This is a genomic window from Methylorubrum sp. POS3 (assembly GCF_043352485.1).
GTDB lineage: Bacteria > Pseudomonadota > Alphaproteobacteria > Rhizobiales > Beijerinckiaceae > Methylobacterium > Methylobacterium suomiense.
Window position 1 is genome coordinate 1,819,218 of the sequence record NZ_JAPRBT010000001.1, and the last position, 14,353, is coordinate 1,833,570.

11 protein-coding genes are annotated in these 14,353 nt (G+C 71.8%); 3 read left to right on the plus strand and 8 right to left on the minus strand.

What is annotated here, in order from left to right:
- Positions 1-4: 4 nt before the first annotated feature.
- On the minus strand, positions 5-928 hold the full coding sequence (locus OWC43_RS08725; protein ID WP_393956376.1) for an NAD-dependent epimerase/dehydratase family protein: 924 nt from the start codon (positions 926-928) through the stop codon (positions 5-7).
- Complete coding sequence (locus OWC43_RS08730) at positions 925-1,944, minus strand: glycosyl transferase (protein ID WP_393956377.1); 1,020 nt, start codon at positions 1,942-1,944, stop codon at positions 925-927. The genes OWC43_RS08725 and OWC43_RS08730 overlap by 4 nt, the downstream gene beginning before the upstream one ends.
- 367 nt (positions 1,945-2,311) lie before the next feature.
- On the opposite strand from OWC43_RS08730, the gene OWC43_RS08735 reads away from it, so the two are divergent.
- From OWC43_RS08735 to OWC43_RS08745, 3 genes are all read left to right on the plus strand, one after another.
- Positions 2,312-5,167, plus strand: coding sequence for an EAL domain-containing protein (locus OWC43_RS08735; protein WP_373324337.1), 2,856 nt, complete (start codon positions 2,312-2,314; stop codon positions 5,165-5,167).
- Positions 5,168-5,290: 123 nt separating this feature from the next.
- Positions 5,291-5,656, plus strand: coding sequence for a hypothetical protein (locus OWC43_RS08740; protein ID WP_393956378.1), 366 nt, complete (start codon positions 5,291-5,293; stop codon positions 5,654-5,656).
- A gap of 73 nt (positions 5,657-5,729) precedes the next feature.
- Positions 5,730-6,686 carry a ferredoxin--NAD(+) reductase gene (locus OWC43_RS08745; protein WP_393956379.1) on the plus strand — a complete coding sequence of 319 codons (957 nt, stop codon included), beginning with the start codon at positions 5,730-5,732 and terminating at the stop codon, positions 6,684-6,686.
- Between the two features lie 129 nt (positions 6,687-6,815).
- Here OWC43_RS08745 and OWC43_RS08750 read toward each other — a convergent pair whose 3' ends face one another.
- From OWC43_RS08750 to OWC43_RS08775, 6 genes are all read right to left on the minus strand, one after another.
- Positions 6,816-7,115 (minus strand): type II toxin-antitoxin system RelE/ParE family toxin, encoded by a 300-nt coding sequence (locus tag OWC43_RS08750; protein ID WP_137830358.1) that lies wholly within the window; start codon positions 7,113-7,115, stop codon positions 6,816-6,818.
- A complete protein-coding gene (locus tag OWC43_RS08755) occupies positions 7,115-7,402 on the minus strand; it encodes a type II toxin-antitoxin system ParD family antitoxin (protein ID WP_137830359.1) in 288 nt (95 codons plus the stop codon). Before OWC43_RS08755 ends, OWC43_RS08750 begins: the two co-directional genes overlap by 1 nt.
- Positions 7,403-7,662: 260 nt before the next feature.
- Positions 7,663-8,682 carry a cellulose biosynthesis protein BcsN gene (gene bcsN, locus OWC43_RS08760; protein ID WP_393956380.1) on the minus strand — a complete coding sequence of 340 codons (1,020 nt, stop codon included), beginning with the start codon at positions 8,680-8,682 and terminating at the stop codon, positions 7,663-7,665.
- The gene (locus OWC43_RS08765; protein ID WP_393956381.1) at positions 8,679-10,631 is read right to left on the minus strand and encodes a hypothetical protein; all 1,953 of its coding nucleotides are present in this window, start codon (positions 10,629-10,631) and stop codon (positions 8,679-8,681) included. Before OWC43_RS08765 ends, bcsN begins: the two co-directional genes overlap by 4 nt.
- Positions 10,616-11,794 carry a glycosyl hydrolase family 8 gene (locus OWC43_RS08770; RefSeq protein WP_393956382.1) on the minus strand — a complete coding sequence of 393 codons (1,179 nt, stop codon included), beginning with the start codon at positions 11,792-11,794 and terminating at the stop codon, positions 10,616-10,618. The genes OWC43_RS08765 and OWC43_RS08770 overlap by 16 nt, the downstream gene beginning before the upstream one ends.
- The gene (locus OWC43_RS08775) at positions 11,791-14,310 is read right to left on the minus strand and encodes a cellulose biosynthesis cyclic di-GMP-binding regulatory protein BcsB (protein ID WP_393956383.1); all 2,520 of its coding nucleotides are present in this window, start codon (positions 14,308-14,310) and stop codon (positions 11,791-11,793) included. The genes OWC43_RS08770 and OWC43_RS08775 overlap by 4 nt, the downstream gene beginning before the upstream one ends.
- Positions 14,311-14,353: the final 43 nt, after the last annotated feature.

Genomic DNA, 14,353 nt, shown 5'->3' on the forward strand with positions numbered 1-14,353 from the left:
TCCTCTAGCCACCGGCCCGCGCCAGGGCCGCGAGCCCGTCGCGCGTCGTCTGCACCGGCTGCCAGCCCAGGGCTGCCAACCCATCGGCGCGGGCGACGAGCGAGCCGGAGAGGCGGTCGAACACCTCCTGCCGTCCGGTGGTGCGGCAGGCGAGGTCGATCAGCGGGGTGGGGCAAGGCAGCAGGCCGGGCCCTCGGCCGAGGCCGGAGCGCATCGCGGCGATCATCTCGGGCAGGGTGAGGGGATCGGGATCGGCCACGATCAGCGGGCGGCCGATCGGGGCCGGCGCATCGAGCGCCGCCACCACGGCGCCGGCGAGACTCTCCAGCGAGACCAGCGAGCGGCGGCCCGTCAGGCTCGCCAGCGGCAGCGGGTAGGGGGAGCGGGCGAGCCGGAGGAGTGCGGCCATGTTGCCCTTCACGCCCGCGCCGTAGACGAGCACCGGGCGCAACGCCACCCAGTCGAGCCCGATCTCGGCCAGCGCCTCTTCGGCCGCGAGCTTCGAGCGGCCGTAAGGATCGGTCGGGGCCGGCGCATCCGCGTCGGTGAGCGGGGTCGCGGCACTGGGGCCGGACTGCGCACGGATCGACGACAGGAACACGAAGCGTCCCACCTTCGCCCGCTGGGCCGCCTCGGCGAGCTTGCGCGTCGCCTCGGTGTTCGAGTTGCGGAAATCGTCCTCCGGCGCGCCGGACATGGCGTGGGCGAGACCCGCCGAATGCACCACGGCATCGACGCCGCTGAGGGCGGCGGCCATGTTCATCGGCCGGGCGAGATCGCCCACCACCGCGCTGCTCGCCCCCTCCGGCACCGCCACGGGCCGGCGCAGCAGCACGCGCACCCGGTCGCCCCGGGCCGAGAGCGCGGCGAGCAAATGACGCCCGATGAAGCCCGTCGCCCCGGTCAGCGCGATCAGTCGTCCCGTCACGCCCCATCTCCCTGTGCCGCTCGTCGCGGTGCCGCGAACTGGCGCAGAAGCCCCGCGACCAGCCCCGCCGCCAGGGCGAGGCCTCCGAGCGTGACCGGCCAGGACGGCCAAAGCAAGGTGACGAGGGCGATCCCGGCCAGGGCGCTCTGCAGGACGAAGACGCGGGCCACCACCTGCGGCACCGAGGCGCCGTTCACCGTGGCCACTTGATAGAAATGGCTGCGATGCGCCTGCCAGATCGCCTCGCCGCGCCGCAGCCGCCACAGCAGCGTCAGCGTCGCGTCGGCGACGGGGTAGAGCGGCAGGATCAGCGCGGCGGCGAGCCCGCCCTCGGCGGCCAGACGAAACAGCAGCCACGCCACGATCAGGCCGACGGGCAGCGAGCCGACATCGCCCATGAACAGCCGCGCCACGGGCCGGTTGAACGGGGCGAAGCCGAGAAGCCCGCCGAGCAGGGCGCCCGCGACGAGCGCCGGTTCGGCCGCGTATCCGCCGACGATGCCGAGGCCGGCGAGGAAGGCTGTGAGAGGCACGAACTCGGCGACCGTCATCCAGTCGAGCCCGTCCATGAAGTTGACGAGGTTGACGAACCACAGGCCGGCGACGAGCGCCGCCGGCCCTTCCAGCCAGACCAGCCCGTCCGGCAGGAGGCGCCCCTGGGCCGTGGTCACGACGGCGGCGACCGCTCCGGCCTGGATCGCAAGGCGGATCGAGGCCGGCAATGGACGGATGTCGTCGACCGCGCCGATGCCGGCGAGCAGCAGCACGGCGAGCGCCAGAACCGGCAATTCCGGGCCGCCGCGCCCGAGACCGGCGATTGCGGCCAGGAGCATCGTCGCGATCAGCGCCGCGCCGACGATGGCGATGCCGCCGCCCTGCGGGGTCGGCACCGTGTGGCTCGATCGGGCGTTCGGCCGGGCGAGGGCGTAGCGCTGCAGCAGAGGCCTCAGCAGCACGATCAACCCGGCGGAGAGCCCGGCCGCCAGCGGGACGGCGAGGAACGGGGCGAGATTCATGCGGCGCGCGCCCCGACGCAACGGCTGCCTATGCGTTCCCGCTGCGGGATGGCGGGCGGCCGAGGGTGGATGTCGTCCGGGCGTATCATGCCCCCGCTCTACCCGGCGCCGGGCAAGCGGGCGAGGGCTCGGCTTGTTTTGGCCGCAAAGCCGCGCGATCCGCTCAGGCCGCGGACCTCAACTGAGCGGTGGGTCGGGTTCCGCGCCCTCGTGCGGGCGCCTTGCGAGGGCAGGGCTCCGCCGATACGACTCTGGCCGACCGCTTCGCCGTCATCCCGTCCCGCCGCCTCGCCTTCGCCGGTCCAAGAAAAGCCCGTTGCGCACCCTGTCCCCGGCCCTCGCGGCCCTGACGGTTCTGGCTGGCCTGATGGTCGGCCTCCTCGGGGCTCTCACGCCCGCCCGCGCGGTCGAGGCCGTGCGCGTCACCCTCGACGCGCCGGCGGTGGATCTCACGCCGATGATCGAGCGCTACCGCTCGGACGGTGACCTGATTCAGATCTCCACCGCCCCGGGCAAGGATGGGATCGTGCGGCGCATCGCGGTCAAGGCGCGCGAGCCCGGCGCCCGGCCCGACTGGATGGTGTTCGCGCTCACCAACGACACCGACGAGCAGATCGACCGCCTGCTCGTCGCCCCGCATTTCCGCCTCGTGGGCTCCGGCGTGGTCTGGCCCGATCTCGGCGGCTCGCGCATCGCCGCCATCACGGCGAGCGAGGGCATCCGCCCCGAGCGCGACGAGAGCCTGGACGCCGACCAGTTCCTGATCACCATCGATCCGGGCACGACGGTCACCTACGTCGCGGAGCTGAAGGGCCCCAACGTCCCGCAGGTCTATCTCTGGGACCAGGATGCCTATCGCAAGAAGACGTCGGGCCTAACCCTCTACAAGGGCATCATCATCGGCATTGCCGGCCTGCTGGCGCTGTTCCTCACGATCATCTTCGTCGTGAAGGGGGCGATCATCTTCCCCGCCGCCGCCGCGTTGTCCTGGGCGGTGCTCGCCTATGCCTGCATCGATTTCGGCTTCCTGCAACGGGTCTTCCCCGTCACCGAGGGCGCCGAGCGGATCTACCGCGCCTCCGCCGAGGCGGTGCTCGGGGCGACGCTCCTCGTCTTTTTGTTCGCCTACCTGAACCTGTCGCGCTGGCACGTGCGCTACAGCCACGTCGCCTTCTTCTGGCTGGTCTTCCTCGCCGGTCTGGTCGGGCTCGCGGTGTTCGATCCCCCCGTCGCGGCGGGCGTGGCGCGCATCTCCATCGCGGCGGTGGCGGGGGTCGGGCTTCTCCTGATCCTCTATCTCGCCGTCCATAACGGCTACGACCGGGCGATCCTGCTCGTGCCGACTTGGCTGCTGCTGCTGTTCTGGGTGGTGGCGGCGGGCTTCGCCATCACCGGGCAGATCGGCTCGGACCTCGTCCAGCCGGCCTTGATCGGCGGCCTCGTGCTGATCGTGATGCTGATCGGCTTCACCGTGATGCAGCACGCCTTCGCGGGCGGGGGTTTGAGCCACAGTCTCGTCTCCGACACCGAGCGCCGGGCGCTGGCCCTCATGGGCGCGGGCGACATCGTGTTCGACTGGGACGTGCCGGGCGACCGGGTCTTCGCCGGACCGGAGATCGAGGCGCAGCTCGGCCTCAAGCGCGGCGCGCTGGAAGGGCCGGCGGCCAACTGGCTCGGGCTCCTGCATCCCTTCGACGTGGAGCGCTACTCGGCGGCCCTCGACACGGTGATCGAGGAGCGGCGCGGTCGCATCGTCCACGATTTCCGCCTGCGCTCGGCGGCCGGGCCCTACGCGTGGTACCGGCTCAAGGCCCGCCCCGTGATCGGCACCGACGGCGAGGTGATCCGCATCGTCGGCACCATCAGCGACGTCACCGAGATCAAGACCGCCGAGGAGCGCCTGCTGCACGACGCCGTGCATGACAGCCTCACCGGCTTGCCCAACCGCGAATTGCTGCACGACCGGCTCGACGCGGCCCTGGCGCTCGCGAGCCAGGATCCGCGCCTGAAGCCGGCGGTGATCGTGATCGACATCGACCGCTTCAAGGCGATCAACGACGCCATCGGCCTCTCGGCGGGCGACTCGATTCTGCTCACCCTGTCGCGCCGGCTCGGGCGGCTCCTGCGCCCGCAGGACACGCTGGCTCGGGTGGCGGGGGACGAGTTCGCCGTGATCCTGCTCTCCGAGCGCGAGCCCGACCGCATCCTCGCCTTCGCCGAGATGATCCGCCGGGTGATCGCCACCCCGGTCACCTATGCGGACCGCGAGGTGTTCCTCACGGTCTCCGTCGGCGTCGCCCTGCACGATGCCGGGCCAGGCACGGCCGGCCAGCCCAAGCGTGACGAAGTGGTCAAGAGCGCCCAGATGGCCATGATCCAGGCCAAGCGCGGCGGCGGCGACCGCATCGAGATCTTCCGCGCCAACATGCGCACCGACCCGTCCGACCGGCTGATGCTGGAGGCCGACCTGCGCAAGGCGCTGGAGCGCAACGAGATCCGCGTGCTGTTCCAGCCGATCGTCCGTCTGGAAGACCGGACGGTGGCGGGCTTCGAGACGCTGCTGCGCTGGGACCATCCCAAGCTCGGGCGGATCGCGCCCGCGACCTTCCTGCCGGTGGCCGAGGAGATCGGCGTCATCGTCGCCCTCGGCAATTTCGCCATCGAGCGCACGGCTCTCGAACTCGCCGCGTGGCAGCGCTCGCTCGATGTGGAGCCGCCGATCTTCGCCTCGGTCAACGTCTCCTCGCGTCAGCTTCTGCGCCACGATCTCCTGCATGACGTGAAGACGGTGATCGCCCGCACCGGCGTGCTGCCGGGCTCGCTCAAGCTGGAACTGAGCGAGGGGCTGGTGATGGAGAATCCCGAATACGCCGCCCAGATGCTCACGCGCATCCACGATCTCGGCGCGGGACTTTGCCTGGACGATTTCGGCACCGGCTACTCGGCCCTGGCCTATCTTCAGCGCTTCCCCTTCGACACCCTCAAGATCGACCAGAGCTTCGTGCGTCAGATGGGGCAGGGCCGTACGGCGATGCTGCGCTCCCTGGTGCGGATGGCGCAGGAACTCGGCCTGTCCGTCGTCGCCGAGGGCGCGGAATCCGAGGAGGATGCGCAGGGCCTGCAGGAACTCGGATGCGACTACGCTCAGGGCGCGGCCTTCGGCGAGCCGATGACCATGCTTCAGGCCCGCCAACTCGTCGGCGCCGCGCCCGAGGCCGCCTGATCGCGCGACGGTGCGGCTGAGGCCGTCCGGTTTTTTTAAATCTCCCTTAACCATACGAGAGCAAGGTCATCGCCATGTTCATGGGACGCCGATGCGCGTGCCCAACCGGCCCGAGGATGACCGATGAACGAGGCGCACAGACGCAGGGAGCCGGTCAACGGGAGCAGCGCGGTGCGGCGCCTGATGGCGCGCCCGATCCACGCTCACATCGCTGAGGCCGCCCGCCCCAGGCCGATCGCTCCCGACGTGACCGCGTCGACCCCGGCAGACGAGAGCGTCGCTCCGGCCGCCCCTGCGACCGAGGACCTCCTGCGCCTGCGCATGGAAGTCCTGATGATGAAGGCAGCGCTCGCCGCCGAGCGCCGCGAGAGCGAGGCCCTGCGCTCCAGCCTGGGGCTTTCCGCTGCCGACACCCTCGGGGATGAGGCCCGGGCCGAGCGCGAGCGCTGGGCCGGCTTGGTGGGACGCCTGATTCACGGCGGACTCTGACGCCTCGCCCTGCGGGGCGGCGGATCGATCGACCTACCCCTTTCACAAGACAATTCGGAGCGGGATGCCCGCCATGCGTGCTCCCACGAGCGCTCGTTGCTCCCTCGTCGTGAACGGCCAGACCCTTCGGGTCTCTCCGGGGGACACCTCCCTCGAAATGGCCCTGGCCGATGGCGTGATCGCGCCCATGCAGGGCCTGCACGGTTCCGTCCTGATGGGACAGGCGGCGGCACCCGCGGCGCGGCGCCTGACGGCCCGCGCCCGGCGTGCGGAGAGCCCGACCGTCTCGGCGCCCGACGCCACCCCCCTGATCCATCCGGCCAAGGCACCGGCGCGGGCGCTCCTGCGTCGCACCGGCACCGTCGAGGTGGTGACGGCGCTCGCGCCGCGCATCCTCCAACTCGTCGTCGTGCTGGACAAGCGCCTGGCCTTCGAGCCGGGCGATCAGGTCTGCCTCACCCTCGAAGGCGGGCGGCCGGTGACGCTCGCGCCGACCCTCAGCGTCGAGGGCGGGGCCGAGTTGAACGAACTGGTCTTCCATCTGCGCGGTGAGTGTCCGGAGGATCTGGAAGCGCTGTTCGGTGCCGTTCCGGTCCCCGGCCTGCCGGTCAAAGCCAAGGGCCCCCTCGGCCACGGCACATACCGGCCCGGGGGCGGGCGCCTCGTGCTGGTCGCCGCCGAGACGGGCTTCGCCGGAATCTGGGCGATCGCCCGGGCGGCCCGCTACATCGAGCCGGCCCGGGAGATCTGCCTCGTGGCGGGCGCGCGCGATCCCCTCGACCTCTACATGCGCCCGGCGCTGGAATGGCTGCGGGCGACCGGGGTCAACCGCATCACCCTCGCCGCCGACCGCCATCGCCAGCGCCCGCCGGACGTGCGCCCCGGCCCGCTCACGGCCCACGTGCCGACCCTGCGCACCACGGACGCCGTCCACGCCTCCGGCTGCGCCTCGACCGTGGGTGCGGTAGAGGTGCTCGCCGCCGCCGCCGGCGCACGGTTCTACCCGATCCCGGTCCCGCCGGGGGCGTGAGGCGCGCGGCGGAGGATGATTCTCAGGTTGGATCGGATCTGCTTACTTGATGCCGGGCTCGCGCCTTAGCGGGGCGAAAGCCGTCCATCCCAGCCGTGCCAGATCCATGACGAATGCACGCTTCTCCCCTCACTCGGGAGGTAATTCCAAGGAACGTCCGGCGTAGAGAAGCCGCAGGATGATCACGGCACCGTCCCGTACCGTGAAGGCAATCGACACGCGACGTTCGAAGCCCGTGATGCGCAGCCCAGGCCGAATGTGATCGTATCGGGTGCCGCGCTCCGGAAACTGACCGAACGCGCGGACGTAATCATCCAAGCGGGCCATGTAAGCTTCTGCTGTCGCTTCTCCGGCCCTATCGGCGATGAAGGCATACAGCTCATCGAAATCGGCCTGCGCCTGCGCCGAGAACAGAACGTGGTGTGGCATCACGCCTTGGCGGCTTTGGATTTCCGTGCCCGGTAACGTTGGGCCGCACCGCTCAGCACCGTGTCAGCGGGCGCGAGCGGTTCCGTACCGGCCACCACCCGGTCATAGACCGGGACCACCTCCTCGTTGAGCCACCGCTCCATCGCCGCATCACGCGCCTGCAGGGCCCGCAGCCCGTCGCGGATGACCTCGCTTTCCGTCGCGTATTCTCCCGCCGCGACCTTGGCCTTGACCATCTGTGCCATCTCGTGAGGCAGGGTGATGCTCAGGGATTGGGTGGTCCGCATGGCCCGTGCTCTCGTCCGACATCCGCGACACGATTTAATCGTAACATCATCGCACGCCGCGTTCACCCACGTCCGCAAGTTCCGGTCATGTCGGCGATGAGTCGATGGTGGATATGGATGCGAGATCCGAGACGTGACGCGACTTGCCTCGCGCCCTGTATGGGCGACTCAACGGTCCAAATCGGCGTCGCAGACTCCATCCGCGACCGCCGCCCCGCACCGTGCAGACGACAGGCTAGTCCGGACCGGAACCGGCTGTCTCACCACCCTTGAGGAGGTCTCGGCGCGCCGCCGGTGCGGGTCGAGGATTCGGCCGCGGGCGATGTCGAGTCGGGGGAGGGGGCGCCGGGCCCGGGCCGCGACGGGGGCAGCGCATCGGTCAGGAAGCGCGGCCGATCCGGCGCGCCGCCGGTGGACGCCGGGCGGGGGACCGTCGGCACGGCCGGCTGCGTCGTGGCGACCGGAGCGGGCTGCGCGAGATAGGGCGGGTTCGGCGCTCCCTGCGGAACGGTTACGAGGGTGCGGCTTCCGTTCACCGCGACGGCCGGGGCGGCCGGAGCAGGCGCGTCCGGGACGGTCGGCGCGGCGGCCTCGACGGGCTGCGGCGTCCGCGGCTTCGGAGTCGCGAGGCGACGGCGGCGCAGTCCCGCGCTTGGATCGGATGTCGGGCCGAGCCGCATCCGCACCAGATCGGCGAGGAGCGCCTCGGCACTGAATTGCGGGCGACAATGGAGAACGCGCAGCGAGGCCGAGACGGGCCCGCGCAGGGCGCCGCGGCCCAGCTCGACCCGCTCGAGCCCGTCGATCCACTGCCACGCATAGGCGCAGCCCTCGCCCAGGGCGACGCCCAAGGGGCCGTAGGCGTTGTGCACCGGCCGGCGCAGGATCCGATAGGGACCGCCTTCGAGGCTCGCGAGTTCGGCAGCGATGCCGGCCCGGCTCGGCTTCGCCATCGCCGGATCGTCCCAGGTGCGGCCCGAAGCGATGGTCAGATCGATCCGACCGCGGGACTGTCCGAGGATGATGCGCTGCCGGAGTCCGGCGCTCGATTGGGTCTCGGTCACGGAGGCGGCGCCACCGCTGTTCGGCAGGGAAACGAGAGGCCGGTTGCCGGTCGTCGGCAGGGTGCTGAACGCCGTCTCGTATCGTGGCCCCGCCCGGCGGGCCGTCGAGGTCTGGCAGGCCCCGACCAGCGTGAGGCCGAGCAGGACGCCGCCGATCCGCAGCACCGTCCGTCCGGTCGGCCGATGCCGGGCTGGGAAGAGCGTCGCTTCGGTCATCGGTCCTGTCCTGGGATGCGCGCCTCGCCGCGTCCCGCAGCCGCCGTGTCGAGCGGCGCGAAACGCTGGCCGTCCCGGACTTGGAGCGAGCGCGACGCGCCCGTCTGAACGGATTTCGATGCTTCGGCCTGCGCCAGCGTACCAATCGCCGGTGCCGGCGGTCCAGCCTGAAGGCTCGCCCGATCCGTGCCGTTCCAGCCTGCCAGCAACGTGAAGCCGTAGCGCTCGTAGGGCATCGGGCCGACGCCGACGACGCGGCGGGCCACCAGCGGCGGGGTGCTGCGCACCTCGCGGAGATACTCGCCGTCGCGGGTACGGCCGGGCAGGGATCCGGGCTCGCCGAGGCGCAGCGGATTCTCGGCGGCGACGGCGATCGGAAACTCTCCGCGCAGCACCGGCAGCGGGCGGATGGCGGTCGTGGCGGCGACAGCCGGCTTGGGAACCTTCACCTTCGCGGGGGCGGCGGCGGTCGGCGCCGCCGTCGGCGCCACGGCGCAGGGGCCGGTGTCCCGCGCCTGCGGATCGGGCTCGGCGAAGATGAGACCCACCACCTTGGGGAACAAGCCGTCGTAGCGATTGACGATCTCCAGGTACTCCCGGGTCCGCTTCAGGCGGGACAGGCTGAGGGCGTAGCCGAGGACGGATGCCTCGCGGGGCTTCCAGCTCACCGCCCGCTGGAACCAGTCGGCGGCGGCGTCGAACTGGCAGGCATTGTAGGCGTACCAGCCCAAGGCCTGCGCGCCCTCGGCCGAATTCGCCGCCAGGACGACCTTGGCGAAGCGGTCGAGCCGCTCGGGTTCGAGGGCGGAGCCCGCGCTCTCGCCCAGGATGCGCTCCACCATGTCGAGGTAGAGGGCGAGATTCGTCACGGACGCGGCGCGCCACGCGAAGGCGGCATCCTCCGCCTCCCGGCTCTGGCCGAGATCGCGCAGGGACAGGGCTAGGCCGGTCGCCACGGCGGCATCGCCGCCGCGGCTCTGGGCCAGCTTGAACCATTCGAGCGCTTCGCGGAACTGCCGGCGATGATAGGCGTACCAGCCGAGCAGGGCGATCTGGGACGGGTTGCCGAGGCGGCGGGCCTGCTCGCCGATCACGGCGAGATCGGCGGGCTCGATCCGCCCGGCCTGTTCCCCATGGAGGGTCGCCGCCATGCGGGCCCGCGTCACGTCGGGGCGGATCGCCCGGAACTCGTCGATGCCGTCCGCTCCCCGGATTCCGGTGGCCAGGAGCGGTTCGACGGACGCGATCGGCATCGTCGCCATGGCCTTCTGAACCGTGGCGAGACGCAGGGCCGAGTCGGTCTGTTCCTTGAGAAGGACGCCGTAGATCGCGGAGGCTTGGGCGATGTCGCCCGTGCGGGCATAGGCTTCCGCCAAGGTCCAGGCGATGTCGATGTCGAGATTCTGGATCGGTTCCTGCGAGGCCTTCATGCGGGCGATGATGTCGTCCCAGGCTCCGTCCCGGACCGCCGTACGGGCGGCGCTGCGCAGGGTTCCGCGATTGAGCTTGCGGGCGAGATCGTCGGAGGGCTGCCAGCCTGGATCCGCCGATTGGCGCACGCTGATGGCTTGGCGCAACTCGTCGAAGCGCCCCGCCGTGAAGAGATCCCACATCGGGGCTTCCTCGGGCGGGCTCGGCTTCAAGGTGTCGAGATCGGCCGGAACCGTCCAGTTCGGATGGCGGCGGCGCAGCCGCGCGATCTCGGCCTGGACGCGCTCGCCCTGGCGCTGGGCCGCGTAGAACCGCAACGCGCTCTCGTCGATGATCTCGGCGCCACCCGAAGCCTGCGGCGTTTCGAGGATGACCGGGGCCCGGCGTTCGTCGAGCTGGAGGACGCCGGAGCGGACCGGAGCCGGTTGCGCGGCCGCCGTCAGCGGGCAGGCCAAGCTTCCGACGATGGCGAGCAGGACCGGCCCGGCAATGCGCGGCGGGATCAGCGGCCGAGACATGGCCGGTACCTCATGTTGGCAGCCGTTAAGGCCAGGAGATGAAGGGTGGCGGGGTAGTAGTTCTCGGAGGCGGCCGGTTCCTGCAGGTCCGCGGGCAGCGGCGTCCCGTCGACCGCGCAGGCGACCAGGGCGGGAATCGCCGCGTAGCCGGGCTCGTTCATGCGTCCGGCCACGGCACCGCTCGCGGTGTCGATGATCGGCAGCCCGGCTTGGTCCGCGTCGGCCCACAGCGCCAGCAGCGGCTCGTAATAGCGGCGCTCCCCGACACCCGCCATGGCGAGATAGAGCGGCAGCCGCACGGCGTTGTAGGAGAATTCCGGCGGGAAGCCGGAGGCGGGCTGGGGCTGGCCGCCCCGCATCGAGATCCATTCCGTCGGAAGGCGCGCCTCACCGAAACGCGCCCGCAGGAGGAGATCCCGCCCCGCCGCGCTCAGGCGATCCCAGTCGAATTCCGGCGCCACGGCAGCCAGCCGGGGGAAGGCGGGGAACACCCAGTAGGACAGGTTGATCACCGGACCGTCCGGCCGATCCTCGGCCGAGAAGCCGTTCATGGCCGGCAACAGGAGCGGCGGGCCCTCGGACCGGAAGAGGACCGTGCGCCGGGCGATATCGACGGCGATGCGGCGCGACGCGAGGCGATAGCTCTCGTCCGACCAGCCGTCCCCCGCCTCGGCCAGGGCCCAGGCGACCAGGATGTCGCCGTCCGTCGCGTTGTTCATGTCGGCGACGGCGGGCCGCTTGTCGGGCTCCCAGCGCCAGGCGAGCAGCGCGTCGTCCCGCACCATCAGATTGGCGCGCGTCCAGCCCCAGATCCTCTGGAAGGCATCGCGGTCGCCGGCCGCCACCGCGAGCAGCATCCCGTAGCCCTGGCTCTCGCTGTGGCTGATGCGCCCGTTCCCGGAATCGACCACGCGGCCCTGATCGGTCACGAAGCGCGTCTTGTATCGGCGCCAGCCCGGCACGTTTCCGAGGCTGTTCAGCATGGGAAGCGTCTCGGCGGTTTCGGCAAGAGCCTTTTCGGGAATGGCCTTTTCGGGAAGGGTTTTGGCGGGCGGCCGCGTCTCGGTGGGGGCTGGCTCGGCCGGTGCCTGGGCGAGGACGGCCGCGGGCGCGAGGGACATGAGCAGCGCGGCTGCCAGGGCGCGGGTCCGGTCCGCCATCATCGCTCGTCCTCCCGGTTCCCGTGTCCGATCCGGCCGGTGCCGCCGGCGCTCGCGCGCCCCACGTTGCGCAGCATCGCCGAGGTGCTGAGACCGAGGCTGATCGCGGCCGCGAACAGGATCAGCACGAAGAGGCTCGGATTGGTGGAGAACCAGCCGGCCACGACGAGACGCAGATTCCCGAGAGAGGGCGGACCGGTCTCGACGAGGCGGACCTGCTTCGCGTCGTGGACGCTGAGCGTCCCGTCGGCGGCGTCGAGGGTGGCGACACGGCCCTCGATCCGGTTCCAGATCGAGGGAGTCGTCAGGCAGAGGGCGGAGGCCTGGAGGCTCGCGGCATTCGGTGCGGTGAACACGGTGAGCAGCGTACTCGGATCGCGGCCCGGCAAGCCCTGACCGACGATGAGGGAGGCCTGCGCGCTCACCTCGATCTCCGGCTCGCGGACCTGATCCTCGGCCCAGCCGAGTGTGGTGCTCCAGCCGTCCCGCGTTGCGGCCGTGAGCCTCGCCGTGAAGGCCGCCGCCTGATCGGCGAGACGGGATTGTGCCGACGGTCGGCTCGTCCACTCGGAGGCGAGATCGTGGGTTTCCGGTTCGGAGGCCGCCGGGCGGGTGCGCGTCAGGGCCGGGTTGGGCGAATGGGGTCCGGGGGCCGGCAGGGTGCAGGCCGGCGGGCGGTCGTTGCGCAGCCGGTCGAGGCTGGCGCCGTCCATGACGGTCACGCGGCGCGTCGGCGCGCCGAGCGGCGCGGTGGCGGCCCGTCCCTCCCAGATCTGGCGGATCCGATCCGGGTTCAGTCCCACCGCCCGCAGGATCTCAGGTTCGAGGGAGCGGGCGGGCGCCACCACGACGGTCGGGGTCCGCCCTTCGAGGGCGCGATCGTTGGCGAGTTCGAAATCGATCGGTTTCTCGGCGGAGACCGCCATCTGGACGGCGAGCGTCGCCGCGGCCGACATCGACTCGCGATCCGGGTTCGGCACGACGAGGCGCGGGCGAAGCTCGGGCGCGACCTTCGGCAGGCCCCCGCCGAGCGTCGCGGCGAGGTCCGGCAGCCGCAGAGCCTGGGCGAGGCGCGGCGTCGTCAGGGTGGAGCGGTCGAGCAGCAGGAACCGCCGACGCGCCGGCCCCTCCTCGCAGACCCGGTCGGAGGCGGTCGGCAGCAGGGCCCTGATCTCGACGCGGTTGCGTCCGGGCCGCCAACGGCTCAGCGGTAGGGCCACGGTCGCATCGCGGAAGACATCGCCGTCGGCGCGGGCCAGGGGCAGGCTCGCCACGTTGCGCCCGTTCAGATCGACGACGATCTGCGCGCCGAGTTCCAGGCCCGCCGCGTAGCCGCCCGCGAGGTCGAGGGCGACCCGATCGTAATCCGCCGGCACGAAATCCGTCGGCAGGGTCACGTCGAAGCCGGTGCGGAACAGGCGACCGGCGAAATCCCGGCCCTGATGTCCCAACGTCGACAGGGCGACCGTCTCGCCGCTGCGGATGCGGACGCCGCGCGCCTGGGCGAGGGCGCCGAGGCCCTGCGAACTGCCGGCCGGATCGCGCGTCGCCGTCGCGGCGAGGATGCGCATCGCCGCATCGATGTCGGTGGGCGCGTCGCCCGCCACGAGGATCCGGGCCGCCCGCTCCCCCTGGGCCGGCTCGAAGGTCACGGGCTGGCGGGTGAGATCGGCGGCGTCCCCATCGGAGGCGCCGACGACGATGTCGAGGCCGGCCGGTCCCCCCGGCTCGGCGGCGAACTCCACCGCCGTCTGCGAGAATCCGCCCGCGAGCGCGACCCGCTGGGCGAGCCCGATCAGGCGCTCGAACGTGGCGAAGCCCGGCCGGTTGCGCAGCACGATGCGGATCGGGACGACGCCCCGATGGTCGGGGGCGATGGCGGGGAGGTCGCGCAGCGAAGCCGCCCCGATGGCGCCCGGCGCCGAGACGAGGCCGGTCCAGGCCGGCTCGATCTGGGTCCACAGCTCGTAGGTCGCGTCGAGGGAGCAATCGACCCGATGGCGCTGGACGCCGCTGATCGCGACGGCGTTGTAGCCCGGCTTCAGCAGATCGGCGGGGATGTCGAATTCGAGAATGCGGATGGCGCCCGGCGCCTTGATCTCGCTCCGGCCGATGGCGACGCCGTTGACCGTCGCGGTCAGGAAGGACACGTCGGGCACCACCGAGATCGCCGCGAGATAGCCGATGCGCAGGCGCAGGCGCTCGCGGGCCTGCGCCTCCGTCAGGTAGACGGGCCATTGCAGGCTGCTCTCCTCGCCGCTGAGCCGCAGCCCCGCCGACAGGGCCGGGAACGGGCGCTGCGGTAGCGCCGCCGCCGGAGCCGGCGCCACCGGGCCAGTTTCCACGCCCGCCCGGGCGGGGCCGCGGCTGGCCGACGGGCCGTCCGGAACGGTGAGGACCTGCGGCGCACCGCGGCCGAGGAAGCTCTGCGCCGAGGCCGGGGCAGTGGCCGCGACGAGCAGACCTGCCAGCGTCAGCGCGGTGGCGCGGTGCGGTGCGGGTTGGCGGATGGCGGGCATTGTCGGGCTCGGTCTCGACTTCGAGGACGGGTCTCGCACGCGG

Coding starts and splice junctions, on each gene's coding strand:
- OWC43_RS08730 (WP_393956377.1), bottom strand. CDS start 1,944: ATGAATCTCGCCCCGTTCCTCGCCGTCCCGCTGGCGGCCGGGCTCTCC.
- OWC43_RS08735 (WP_373324337.1), top strand. CDS start 2,312: ATGGTCGGCCTCCTCGGGGCTCTCACGCCCGCCCGCGCGGTCGAGGCC.
- OWC43_RS08740 (WP_393956378.1), top strand. CDS start 5,291: ATGAACGAGGCGCACAGACGCAGGGAGCCGGTCAACGGGAGCAGCGCG.
- OWC43_RS08745 (WP_393956379.1), top strand. CDS start 5,730: ATGCGTGCTCCCACGAGCGCTCGTTGCTCCCTCGTCGTGAACGGCCAG.
- OWC43_RS08750 (WP_137830358.1), bottom strand. CDS start 7,115: ATGCCACACCACGTTCTGTTCTCGGCGCAGGCGCAGGCCGATTTCGAT.
- OWC43_RS08755 (WP_137830359.1), bottom strand. CDS start 7,402: ATGCGGACCACCCAATCCCTGAGCATCACCCTGCCTCACGAGATGGCA.
- bcsN (WP_393956380.1), bottom strand. CDS start 8,682: ATGACCGAAGCGACGCTCTTCCCAGCCCGGCATCGGCCGACCGGACGG.
- OWC43_RS08765 (WP_393956381.1), bottom strand. CDS start 10,631: ATGTCTCGGCCGCTGATCCCGCCGCGCATTGCCGGGCCGGTCCTGCTC.
- OWC43_RS08770 (WP_393956382.1), bottom strand. CDS start 11,794: ATGATGGCGGACCGGACCCGCGCCCTGGCAGCCGCGCTGCTCATGTCC.
- OWC43_RS08775 (WP_393956383.1), bottom strand. CDS start 14,310: ATGCCCGCCATCCGCCAACCCGCACCGCACCGCGCCACCGCGCTGACG.